Below are 11,484 nucleotides of genomic sequence, written 5' to 3' on the forward strand. Positions count from 1 at the left end.
GGCCCACCCCGGCCCGGGGGCCAAGGCCGCCGGCCAGCTCCGCGAGCCGGCTAGGCGACGGTGGCCGAGGCGACGTCGCCCGAGCCGGCGGACGCCTGCCCGTGCCCGTCGGCGAAGCCCGTCGGGCGGGCGCGCGGGCGGTCCAGGCGCTCGACCTCGCGGAGGCGCCGCAGCACGTCGGCGAGCTCCTGCGCGAACGCGGCCCGGCGCTCGGGCAGCGTCGGGTCGTCCGGCGCGTCGACGAGGTTGCGGTTGGCCGCGAGCTTCAGCGCCGAGCGGAACAGGTGCGAGGACAGGGCCTCCTCGCTCGTGACGTAGCGCTGCAGCCGGTACTGGCGGCCGAGCAGCAGGCAGCGCTCGATCGTGTCGTCGACCTCGACGGCCTTCGGGCCAGACGCGGCGAGGTGGTCCGCGACGATCGCGTACGCCTCGATGAACGAGCGCAGCACCCGGTGCGCCATCAGCGCACCGGAGCGGCGGAACTCGTCGCCGAGCTCGGCGACCAGCTCGGAGCGACTCTCGCGGTCGCGCCAGCGCGGGTCGATCAGGGCGACCTCCTCGCGCAGCTCGTCGCGGAACTCGTCCTTCTCCGGGAAGAAGAACTCGAACTTCAGGAGGTCGCGCAGCCGGAAGGCGTCCTCCACGCCGACCTCGAAGAGGTCCCCGCCGTCCTCGGGGTCCGTCTCCGCCGCGGCGAGCAGCGAGAGCTCGACGATCGCGCGGTTGACGAACCAGTGGATCCCGGCGTTGCGGTAGAACGCGGCGACGAGCTCCTGGTCCGGGCCGATCCGGAAGACCGTGTCGCGGCCGCCGGCGAAGCGCTCGACGACGCCGTGCTCCTCGAGCGTCGTGAGGGTCCGCTCGACGCGCGAGGTGACGGCGAGGCCCTCGGTGCTCTCGGAGCCCGGGATCCGGCGCTGGCGCACGTACGTGACCAGCGGCTCGAGCGCGTCGGTGACCTCGCGGATCGTCAGCGCGCGGTCCTCGCCGGCCAGCAGGGCGAGCGTCACGAGGCAGGTGTCGGTCACGGCCGTCGCGCGGTTGATGCGCGTCATGACCTCGAACGACGCCTTGCTGCGGGCCAGGCGCTTGGCCGCGGGCTCGACGTCCGGGCCGAGGCCGCCGTGGCGGCGCAGCGACGCGGCGAGGTCCAGCGGCTCGCCGAAGTTCACGTGGATCGCCCCGTAGTGCCCCTTCTGGGAGCGCGCGAAGTTGACGAGCCAGCGCACCCCCTCGGCGGACTTGACTGCGCCGCGCGACTCGTTGGTCATCTCCTCGACCTCGCGCAGCTCGTCGTACACGAGCGACACGGGGATCACGCGGAGGTCGTCGGTCCCGAGGTCCTCCACGGCGTCGGCGAGGTAGTTGAAGAGCCCGAGCCGGGGCGGCAGCAGCTTGCCGGTGCGGGAACGGCCGCCCTCGATGTACCACTCGAGGTTGAACCGCTTGCTGACGAGGAACGCCAGGTAGCGGCGCAGCGCGAAGCGGTAGACCTCGTTGTCGCGGAACGTGCGGCGGATGAAGATGACGCCGTTGCGGCGGCCCATCGGACCGAGCGGCCAGAACGACATGTTGATGCCGCCGAGGGTGTGGTTCGGCGGCAGGCCCTGGTCGTGCATCAGCGCGGCCATGACGAACGCGTCGAGGTTGGAGCGGTGCGACGGCAGGAAGACGAGGGGCCGCTCGGCGGCGAGGGCGCGGACCCGCTCGACCTGCTCGGGGTCGACCTTCACGTCGTAGGCGCGGTGCAGGAACCGCGACCAGCGCGCCCAGACGTCGCGGGCGGCGCGGTGCTGCTCGGTCGAGAACTCGTCGATGTACGCGCGGGCGTCGGCCATCACGCCCGAGGGCTGGCGGCCGAGGCGGGCGGCGAGCTCCTCGGCGGCCTCCTGGAACTTCCGGTCGCCGATGATCTCGTCGGCCACCCGGCGGGGCGAGCGGTAGCGGTCGCCGGTGACGGTGCGCAGGGCGCGCTCCAGGACGATCTCGGCGGCGCGCTCGACGAACGACGGGAGGTCGCCGGCGGACGAGGTCGGCGGTCCGGAGGCCGTCGAGGTCGTCGCCCCGGGCGTGCCGGTGCGCTCGCGCCAGCGGGCCTCGAGCTCCGACAGCGTCGCGGATGCGCCGACCAGGACGCGGCAGCGGGCCGGGTCGCTGGAGAGGACCTGGCGCTGGCGCCGCAGGCGCAGCGCGGCCGGGGCCGCGGCGCGCGTCAGCTCGCGCGCGCCGGCGAGCCGGGCCTGGCCGTCCTCGCCGCCCGCGGGGAGCCAGAGGACGCGGAGCGGGGCGATCGGCCGGCTGCCCTCGCGGGCGGCCTCGATCGCCTGCGCGCCGGTGAAGACGAGCTCCGGCTCGCCCTCGCCGACGCCGAGCGCGCGGACGGCGCCGAGCAGCACCTCCCGCTCGAGCGCGTTGGCCGTGGGGGCGAGGTAGACCGGCTTGCCGCCCACGGGGGGCCACACGTCGGGTGTCGTCGTGGTGATCCCGGATCGTCCTGCTGTCGTGCCTGTTCGTCCACCGGGTGCCCCATGCATGCCCCCACCCTCGTGGATCGGGGCGTACGCTGCAACCTCTCGGCGCGTCGGGTACGCCCGATGGAGGGTGCGGAACGTCCCCCGGGGGTCCGCCCGCGGCGTTCGCCGATCAGCGGCTGGGGCCGAGCACGCTCGTGAGGCCGAGCACCGCGGCGTCGTCGGTCACGGCCTCGAGCGCGTTCAGGACCTCGAGCGGGGTGCCCGTGATCGAGCGATCCCCGCCCTCGTCGCGCAGCGCGATCGTGACCGTGAAGCCGTTGAAGCGCGCGATCGACGCGAGCATCGCACGCGCCGTCGGGAGGTCCGGCGTGAGGACACGAACTGGCCAGGGATCCGGACTCGACACCGAGAGCGGTATACACCCGACGCCCGGCGAGCAGGGATCGGTTGCGCGACGCCGGCCAGGACGGCGAGACGTGCGAGCGCCCGGGGGAGCTCGTTGTCGCTGACCGGGCCGCCGCGGAAGCGGCGGGGCACGCCGTCCGCGCCGGCGACGACCATCGCGGGCCGGCCGTCCTCGTACGTGTACGCGGGGCCCGGCTTGCTGCCCGGCTTGCGGAAGCCGAAGCCGGCGGACTCGAGCACGCCGACGGCGTCGCCGATCGAGGAGCAGTGGACTTCAGGCCCAGCGAGCCGAGCGCGACGGCGGTGCCCGCGACCAGGCCGCGGCGGGTGGCCGCGCTCGGGTCGGCGTTCTGCGCGTCGATCGTCTCGTAGAGGTGGTTCGTGACGTCGAGGTTCTGATCCGGCATGGCGGAGCTCCTGAGGCGGCCCAGCGCGTCGGGTTGACGCGCCGCCGTTGATGGTTCGACGGGCGGGGTGGTCCGGCGGACGCGGCCGGGCCCAAGGAGTTCGTGAGAGCGTGGCGGGTGCGCGGCGGTTGTCCGTTCGCACAGCGCCGGCGGCGCTGCGCGACGGCCGGCTCGCGACGATCGACACCGTGCGCCGGAGACCTGAGATGGTCGCGACCGTGCGCCCCGGTCCACCGTCCCCGGGGCCGACCCGACCTGTGCAGGAGGAGTTCCCCATGCGGTCCATCGATCCGGAAGGTCCCGCGGCGGGCGTCGCACACGCCGCGGAGGCCGCCGGGGAGGTCCAGCGGCTCGCCCGGGCGTTGCTGCCGCACACGACGGAGATCGCCGCGGACGTCACCAGGCAGGTCGTCGAGGCGGTCCCCGAGGTGGCGCCCCTCGCGGTCCCCGACGCGCTCGAGTCCCTGACGGAGAGCACCGAGCACAACATCGGAGCGATCCTCTCGATGTTCGCGTTCGACGCGGTCCCGACCGCGATCGAGCCGCCCGCCGCGACCCTGCGCACCCTGGAGGGGACGATCGCCGCCGGCGGCGACGTGGCGACCGTCCTGCGGGCGTTTCGGGCCGGTCACGCCGCCGTCTGGGAGCACTGGGCGTCGCGCGTCCAGGAGGAGACGGAGCCGGAGCTCGTCCCGAGCGTCCTGCGCTACTCGTCCAAGCGCCTGTTCGCGTACATCGACGGTGCGTGCGAGCAGCTGGTCACCCGGCACCGGGAGCTGTACCCGGAGCGCACGGACCTCCCCGCGGGCCCGCGGACGCGGCAGGTCGCGCTCTCGGACCTGCTCAACGGCACCGCCGCCGACGGGCACGCCGCCGGGGCGACGCTCGGCTACGACCTCCACGGGCACCACGTGGCGCTCGTCCTGGCGCCGGCCGAGTCGCGGGCGAACGTCCGCGAGGCCCTGGGCGCCGTCGTCGCCGCCGCGGGACCGGCACGCACGTTCACGCACACGAGCGGTGACGGCCAGTGGTTCGCGTGGCTGGGGTGGGACGCTGCGCCGACGGCCCAGGCGCTGCAGGCCGCGGCGGCCGTCCCGACGGCCGGCGTCGTCGTCGGGATGGGACGCCCCGCCTCCGGGGCCGAGGGGTTCCGGCGGTCGCACGCGCAGGCGCTCGAGACGCTCCGGACGGTGCGCCTGCGACCCGTTCCCCGGACGGGGGTCACCGACCACCGCGAGGTCGAGCTGGCCGCGGTGCTGGTCGCGGGGAACGCGGACCGCTCGCGTCGCTACGCCGCCGACCACCTCGGGCTCCTGAGCGCGCGCGACGAGTCGACGGCGAGGCTCCGCGAGACGCTGCGCGTCTTCCTCGCGACCGGGGGCAGCCAGAAGCAGACCGCCGCGCGGCTGTCCGTGCACGCGAAGACCGTCGCCTACCGGCTCGCGCGGACCGAGGAGCTCCTGGGGCACCCGATCGAGCGGCGCCGCACCGAGGTCGAGGTCGCGCTGCTGATCGATCAGGCGCTGTCTGGTCCGTAGGGACCAAGAGTGTTGTCCCGCCGGGAGTACGACGGTGGTCGGGAGGGGCCAGGGCCGGCCGGGCACCACTGCGGGGCCAATGTGCGCGCCGTCACTTAGCCCAGTGGGCGATTGTCGGCCGCGGAGGGCGAGTGAAGGATGGAGTGCGCCTCGTCACACGGACGAGGCGCACCCGGCGAAGCGCTCCCGCGCCGCCGGTGGCGCGATCCCGAATCGACCGAGGACCCTCCATGGCGCTCACCTCCACGTCCACCGAGCACTTCGCCCGCCACGCCCTCCGCCCGGAGGCTGTCGCGCGGGAGTCGTTCCTGTTCAACGTCAAGCTGCCCGAGCTCGGACTGGCCGGCCTCGTCTACACCTGGGTCAACGCGGACAGCGTCGCCGGCTGCGCGGCCTGGATCTACGGCGGCAACCCCGACGGCACGGCGATCTTCGAGATCTCGGACGGCATCCCGGTCCCCGCGGACCAGGGCTTCGACCGCTGGACCGTCGGCCCGCTGACCGCCTCGATGCGGCCCGGGAACGAGGGCACGACCGCCCACTTCGCCGGCGATCGGCTCGAGGTCGAGCTCGAGTTCCACCCGATGCACGAGCGGTATCTCTACTCCGAGGCGCCGAGCGGCTGCCCGTCGTACTTCGCCGACGACCGCATGGAGCAGAGCGGCCGGGTGACCGGCCGGCTGCGCATCGACGATCGGGAGATCCCGTTCGAGGCGCTCGGCCACCACGACCACTCCTGGGGGACCCGGGACTGGGGCGCGGTGCAGCACTACAAGTGGCTCGAGAGCCAGGCCGAGGACACGTCGGTCCACGTCTTCGACCTGCAGGCCTACGGCGAGCGGCACCTCGCCGGCTACGTGTACCAGGACGGCGTCCGGTCGGAGGTCCGCACCGCGGACTGGAAGGTCACCTACGACGAGCGGTGGGTCCAGCAGACCGTGGAGCTGCGCGTGGTCGACGAGACCGGTCGCGAGACCACGGTGACGGGGCAGACCTTCTCCGACATCGCGTTTCCCGTGGATCCGAACGCGACCCTCGTCGAGGCCATGGTGCGCGCCGAGGTCGGCGGGCGGCCGGGCACCGCCTACCTCGACTTCCTCTGGCCGCCGGACTACATCGCGCACATCACCGCCACGAAGTGAGGCGGGGCGTCGCTCCGACGCCTCGCCACCACCCGCCATCCCGCCGCCATCCGCGGCACCACCAGAGGACCCACCATGGCTGTGCTCAACCACCTCGACGAGACCGCGACCCGGGCCACGCTGACGCGCTGGCTCGCGACCAGGCTCGACGGCGCATCGACCGTCGAGATCCCGGCGATCTCGATCCCGGCGTCGGCCGGCATGTCGATGACCACGATCCTGTTCTCGGTCACCTACGACGTCGAGGGGATCCGCCACGAGCTCGACCTCGTGGCCCGCGTCACGCCCGCCACCCCCGGGATCTTCCGGGAGCCCGATCTCGGGGAGGAGTTCGCACTGCTCACGGCGATCGCCGCGCACACCGCGGTGCCGGTCCCCCGGGTCCGCTGGCTCGAGGAGGACCCGGCGCTGCTCGGTGGGCCGTTCCTCGTGATGGACCGCGTCGACGGCCAGGTCCCCGGCGACGATCCGCCGTTCGTCACCGAGGGGTGGGTCGTGGACCTCGCTCCCGCTGACCGGGGCCGGCTGTTCGACAACGCGCTGCGTGCCCTGGCCGAGCTCCACACGGCCGACCCGGGCGTCCTCGGCGTCGAGTTCCTCGACAAGAGCGAGGACCGGCGTCCCGGTCTGCAGCAGCAGCTCGTCGAGTGGCGGCAGTTCTACGACTGGACGGCCGAGGCGGGTCGGATCGAGAACATCGAGCGAGCCTACGAGTGGCTCGACGCGCACCGTCCCGAGGGCGACGACGAGCTCGTGCTCTGCTGGGGCGACGCGCGCCTGGGCAACGTCATCTTCGGAGCCGACCAGTCCGTCGCGGCGGTCCTCGACTGGGAGATGGCGACGATCGCGAGCCCCCAGCTGGACCTCGGGTGGTTCGTGCTGTTCGTCCGCTACTACTCGGAGGGCATCGGCGTCCCGCTGATGGAGGGCCTCCCGGACCGCGAGGCCGTGATCGCCCGCTACCGGGAGCTCACGGGTCGCAGCGCCGCGGACGTCGACTACTACGAGCGGTTCGCGGCCTACCGCCTCGCGATCATCATGGCCCGGATCGGCGGCCTGATGATCTCGGGCGGCGCCCTCCCCGCCGACAGTGCGATGGCGGCCAACAACCCCGCCAGTCAGGTGCTCGCGCGCCTGTTCGGTCTCCCGGCCCCCGAGGGCGCGGAGGCGAACTACGTCGGCCACCGCTGAGCCCGGGTCAGCTCGCCGGCCCGCCGCCCCGCCCCGGCCTGCAGCACCGGGCGGGCACGTTCGTCGACGACCCGGCCCGACCGGGTCTTGTCGGCGTCGAACTCCCAGCCGAACCGCTCCGCGCCGAGGACGAGGTTCCCGTCCCGGACCGGCGAAACGACCTCGAGCGGGCGCCCAGGACGCGCCCTGGCGCCGCGCTCCGCACCTGTCGCGCAGGCGCTCCCGACATGCTCGCGACGGGCCCCGAGCTTGCGTACGCTGCGGTCTCCACTCGCTCCGCGACGCGGGAAACCGGTGTGAGTCCGGTGCGGTCGCGCCACTGTGTCCCGTCGTCCCGAAAGGGGCGACGCAAGCCAGACACCGGGCCGCGGAGCTCCACCCGTGACGGGACGCAGATCCCGAGGAGGACGTGCCATGAGCACCCAGACCGCCCCTGCCGGGGCCCGCCGCAGCGCGCCACGGGGAGGCCGGGCCGCATGATGCGCTCCCTGCTCGTCCGCGGGATGCTCGTCGGCCTCGTCGCCGGACTGCTCGCGTTCGTCTTCGCCCGGATCTTCGGCGAGCCGCAGGTCCAGCACGCCATCGACTTCGAGACCTATCTGTCGAAGCTCCACCACGACCCCGAGGAGCGGGAGCTCGTCAGCCGCGGCGTCCAGCGCAGCTGGGGGCTCCTGACCGGCACCGTGGTCACGGGCGTCGCGCTCGGCGGGATCTTCTCGCTCGTCTTCGCGGGGATCTACGGCCGCGTCGGCCGCCTCGGCGTCCGCGGGACGTCGCTCGGGCTCGCGATCGCGGCCTTCGCCACCATCACGCTGGTGCCGGCGACGAAGTACCCGGCCAACCCGCCGACGATCGGCAACCCGGCGACGATCGGCCGCCGGACGGTCCTCTACTTCGCGATGATCGCGATCTGCATCCTGGCCGCGGTCGCCGCCACGCGGATCCGGCGCACGTCGCTCGAGCGCCTCGGCACCTGGAACGCGACGATCGCCGCGGGCGTCCTGTTCGTCGTCGTGGTCGCGGTCGCCGAGCTGATCCTCCCCGGCGTCCACGAGACGCCGAAGGGCTTCGATCCCGACGTCCTCTGGCGCTTCCGGATCGCGTCGCTGGGGATCAACCTGACGATGTGGACGGTCATCGCGCTGGGCTTCGGGGCGGTTGCGGACCGGGTCATCAACCCGGCGCCGACGCGGGAGCCGAGCGGCGCGGCCACCTCGGCGGCGTGAGGCGGTAGGCGGGGCCGTCGGGCACCGGCTCGTCGGCCCCCGTCGCACCGCCACGGACGGGGCGGTGCGACGGCTCCGGCCCTGCTCAACCAACGATCCGCGCCACCAGCTCCGGCTTCCACTCGACGTACTCCACGAGCGAGCCGTCGGGGTGGCGCGCGTACAGGAACGAGCCGGTCTCGCTGGTCGCGACCGGGGCGACGATCTCGGCGCCGGCCGCGACGACGGTCGCCTCGAGCGCGGCGAGGTCGGACACCACCACCGGGCCGGTGGCCTCGCGGTGCGGGGCCAGGGCCTCGGGCGTCCCGGCGATCGGTCCTTCGTCGGGGGAGGACGTGATTCTGGTGCAGGCGGACCCTCGGCCCGGCTGCGCGGGCCGCTACGCCGCCAGCTCGGCGGCCAGCGCGCGCACGCGGCGGTCGATCTCGTCGCGCGTGGCGCGGACGTCGTCGACGGACCGGCCGTGGGGGTCCTCGAGCTCCCAGTCGAGGTAGCGCACACCGGGCACGAACGGGCACTCGTCGCCGCAGCCCATCGTCACGACGACGTCCGCCCATTCGGCGAGCTCGCGGGTCAGGAGCCGCGGGACGCGGTCCGCGAGGTCGATGCCGAGCTCGCCCATGACCTCCACGACCTCGGGGTGGACGTGCGCGGCCGGGGTCGTGCCCGCGGACCCCGCTCGGTGCGCCCCGCCGGCGGCGCGGGCGAAGAGGGCCTCGCTCATCTGGGAGCGGCCGGCGTTCTGGAGACAGACGAAGAGGACGTTGGTCATGGGTGCGGCGGGCTCGAAGGACGAAGGGTCGACGCGTCAGACGGCGCGCGGCTCGGCGGTCCGCGGCGTGCCGGGGACCGCTCGCGCGGCGGCCTCCTCGGCCGGGTACCACCGGCGGCGGATCCAGAGCGCGACGTACACGAGGCCCACGAGGACCGGGACCTCGATCAACGGACCGACGACCCCGGCGAGCGCCTGCCCGGACGTGGCCCCGAAGACACCGATGGCCACGGCGATGGCGAGCTCGAAGTTGTTGCCCGCGGCGGTGAACGCCAGGGACGCGGTGCGGGCGTAGCTCGCGCCGATGAGGCGTCCGGCGGCCAGACCGGCGGAGAACATCAGGGCGAAGTAGACGAGCAGCGGCAGCGCGATCCGGGCGACGTCCAGCGGCTCCGACGTGATGGCGTCGCCCTGGATCGCGAAGAGCATCACGATCGTGAACAGCAGCCCGTAGAGGGCGAACGGCCCGATCCGCGGCAGGAAGCGGGACTCGTACGCGGCCTCGCCCATCCGCCGCACGCCGATCACGCGGGTCAGCGCGCCGGCGACCAGCGGGATGCCGAGGAAGATCAGCACCGTCCGCGCGACCTCCCAGATCCCGACCCCGAACCCCTGCGAGTCGAGGCCGAGCAGGTCCGGCAGCGCGGTGAGGTAGAACCAGCCCAGCACGCTGTAGGCGACGATCTGGAAGACCGAGTTGACCGCCACCAGGAGCGCGGTGGACTCGCGGTCCGCGCACGACAGGTCGCTCCAGATCAGCACCATCGCGATGCAGCGGGCGAGCCCGACGATGATCAGGCCGGTCCGGAACTCGGGCTGGTCGCCGAGGAAGATCCACGCCAGCGCGAACATCAGCGCGGGTCCGACGATCCAGTTCAGCACCAGCGACGCTCCGAGCATCCGCGCGGTCTCCGGCGAGCGGTCGCGGACGACGTCGCCGTAGCGGACCTTCGCGAGCACCGGGTACATCATCAGCAGCAGCCCGAGCGCGATCGGCAGCGACACGGTGCCGATGCGCAGGTGGTCGAGCCCGTCGTTCAGCGACGGGATCGCCGCACCGAGGCCGAGGCCGAGCGCCATCGCCAGCAGGATCCACACGGGCAGGAAGCGGTCCAGCGTCGAGAGCCGTCCGAGGACCGGCGTGTCCGCCCGCGGTGGTGCGGTCGGCTGGAGGGTGCTGGCCATGGGGCGAACCGTATCGGTTGACGTTTGTCGTTTCAATCGATAGAAGTAGATCTATGAACGTCGAACTGGAGCTCGCGCCGAAGACGAAGCGCGCCGCGGGTGCGCCGTGCTGCGAGCCCGTCGTCTATCCCGACGTCGACCGCGACCAGGCCGTCCGCATGGCGGAGGTCGCCAAGGCGCTGGGCGACCCGATCCGCCTGCAGCTCGTCGACGTCCTCCGCAGGCACGCCGGCAAGGTCTGCGTCTGCGAGCTCGTTCCGCTGTTCGACATCTCGCAGTCGACGCTGAGCCACCACCTCAAGAAGCTCCGTGCCGCCGGCATCGTCGACTCCGAGCGCCAGGGCCTGTGGGCCTACTACTACGTCCTCCCGGACGCGATCGACGAGCTCGCCGGCTGGCTCGGCTGAGCACGGCCCGCTCCGGCGGGGCGCTCCGCCGGCCGATCGGCGCGCCGGCGGAACGCGGTGCTGCGGGCCGCCCGGACGCCGTTGGCGATGACCAGCAGCTCCGCGAGCTCGTGGATCCCGACGACGGCGGCGAGGCCGAGCACGCCGGTCGCCGCCAGCGGCACCAGGGACAGCAGGATCAGGGTGGACAGCGCGAGGTTCTGACGCATGATCCGCCCGGCCCGCCGGGCGTGGTCGAACGTGTCCGGGAGCGCCCGCAGGTCGGTGCCCATCAGCGCGACGTCGGCGGCCTCGATCGCGACGTCGGAGCCGACGGCGCCCATGGCGATCCCGACGCGGGCGGTCGCCAGCGCCGGGGCGTCGTTGATGCCGTCGCCGACCATCGCCACCGGGTGCGCGCGCTGCAGCTCCTCCAGCGCGTGGACCTTGCCCTCGGGGAGGAGCTCCGCGTGGATCGACGTGATGCCGGCCTGCGCCCCGATGGCCTGCGCGGTCGCGTGGTTGTCGCCGGTGAGCATCGCGACCTCCTGGATCCCTCGGGCGCGCAGGAGCTCCACGGCCGGGGCGGCCTCGGGTCGCAGCTCGTCGCGGACGGCGACCGCGCCGATCGTCACGCCGCCGTGCTCGACGAGGACGACCGTCGCGCCCGCGCGCTGCAGCCGCGCGACGTCGCCGGCGAGGGCGCCGGCGTCGACGAACCCGGGGCGGCCCAGGCGCGCGGGCCGGCCGTCGACCGT

11 protein-coding genes and 1 riboswitch are annotated in these 11,484 nt (G+C 73.7%); of the genes, 5 read left to right on the forward strand and 6 right to left on the reverse strand.

Translation table 11 applies throughout. The features are described from left to right. Positions 1-50: 50 nt before the first annotated feature. Both AB0L40_RS23245 and AB0L40_RS23250 read right to left on the reverse strand, forming a co-directional pair. Positions 51-2,462 carry a glycerol-3-phosphate 1-O-acyltransferase gene (locus tag AB0L40_RS23245; RefSeq protein ID WP_364360384.1) on the reverse strand — a complete coding sequence of 804 codons (2,412 nt, stop codon included), beginning with the start codon at positions 2,460-2,462 and terminating at the stop codon, positions 51-53. A 181-nt stretch (positions 2,463-2,643) separates the two neighbouring features. Further along, complete coding sequence (locus AB0L40_RS23250) at positions 2,644-2,817, reverse strand: hypothetical protein (protein ID WP_364360386.1); 174 nt, start codon at positions 2,815-2,817, stop codon at positions 2,644-2,646. 744 nt (positions 2,818-3,561) lie between these two features. Between AB0L40_RS23250 and AB0L40_RS23255 the strand changes: the two genes are divergently transcribed. From AB0L40_RS23255 to AB0L40_RS23270, 4 genes are all read left to right on the forward strand, one after another. Continuing rightward, a complete protein-coding gene (locus AB0L40_RS23255) occupies positions 3,562-4,824 on the forward strand; it encodes a helix-turn-helix domain-containing protein (RefSeq protein ID WP_364360388.1) in 1,263 nt (420 codons plus the stop codon). Between the two features lie 230 nt (positions 4,825-5,054). Further along, positions 5,055-5,966, forward strand: a complete 912-nt coding sequence (locus tag AB0L40_RS23260) for a hypothetical protein (protein ID WP_364360390.1) — start codon at positions 5,055-5,057, stop codon at positions 5,964-5,966. 75 nt (positions 5,967-6,041) lie between these two features. Next, positions 6,042-7,157: a phosphotransferase family protein gene (locus tag AB0L40_RS23265; RefSeq protein WP_364360392.1), complete on the forward strand. Its 1,116-nt coding sequence runs from the start codon at positions 6,042-6,044 to the stop codon at positions 7,155-7,157. A 257-nt stretch (positions 7,158-7,414) separates the two neighbouring features. Beyond that, positions 7,415-7,523, forward strand: a riboswitch (cobalamin riboswitch). A 110-nt stretch (positions 7,524-7,633) separates the two neighbouring features. Then, entirely contained in the window at positions 7,634-8,383 is a 750-nt protein-coding gene (locus AB0L40_RS23270) for a CbtA family protein (RefSeq protein WP_364360394.1), read from the forward strand. An 85-nt stretch (positions 8,384-8,468) separates the two neighbouring features. On the opposite strand, the gene AB0L40_RS23275 is transcribed toward AB0L40_RS23270, so the two are convergent. The 3 genes from AB0L40_RS23275 to arsB form a co-directional block, all read right to left on the reverse strand. Further along, positions 8,469-8,645, reverse strand: coding sequence for a hypothetical protein (locus AB0L40_RS23275; RefSeq protein ID WP_364360396.1), 177 nt, complete (start codon positions 8,643-8,645; stop codon positions 8,469-8,471). 117 nt (positions 8,646-8,762) lie between these two features. After that, positions 8,763-9,155, reverse strand: coding sequence for a low molecular weight phosphatase family protein (locus AB0L40_RS23280; RefSeq protein WP_364360398.1), 393 nt, complete (start codon positions 9,153-9,155; stop codon positions 8,763-8,765). Positions 9,156-9,191: 36 nt separating this feature from the next. Next, the gene (gene arsB / locus AB0L40_RS23285; RefSeq protein ID WP_364360400.1) at positions 9,192-10,340 is read right to left on the reverse strand and encodes an ACR3 family arsenite efflux transporter; all 1,149 of its coding nucleotides are present in this window, start codon (positions 10,338-10,340) and stop codon (positions 9,192-9,194) included. Between the two features lie 53 nt (positions 10,341-10,393). On the opposite strand from arsB, the gene AB0L40_RS23290 reads away from it, so the two are divergent. Further along, positions 10,394-10,747, forward strand: coding sequence for a metalloregulator ArsR/SmtB family transcription factor (locus tag AB0L40_RS23290; RefSeq protein ID WP_364360402.1), 354 nt, complete (start codon positions 10,394-10,396; stop codon positions 10,745-10,747). Here AB0L40_RS23290 and AB0L40_RS23295 read toward each other — a convergent pair. Further along, a partial coding sequence (locus tag AB0L40_RS23295; protein WP_364360404.1) for an HAD-IC family P-type ATPase occupies positions 10,699-11,484 on the reverse strand: 786 nt, incomplete at its 5' end. The genes AB0L40_RS23290 and AB0L40_RS23295 overlap by 49 nt on opposite strands.

Source organism: Patulibacter sp. NPDC049589 (assembly GCF_040675535.1).
In the GTDB taxonomy this organism is placed as follows: domain Bacteria; phylum Actinomycetota; class Thermoleophilia; order Solirubrobacterales; family Solirubrobacteraceae; genus Patulibacter.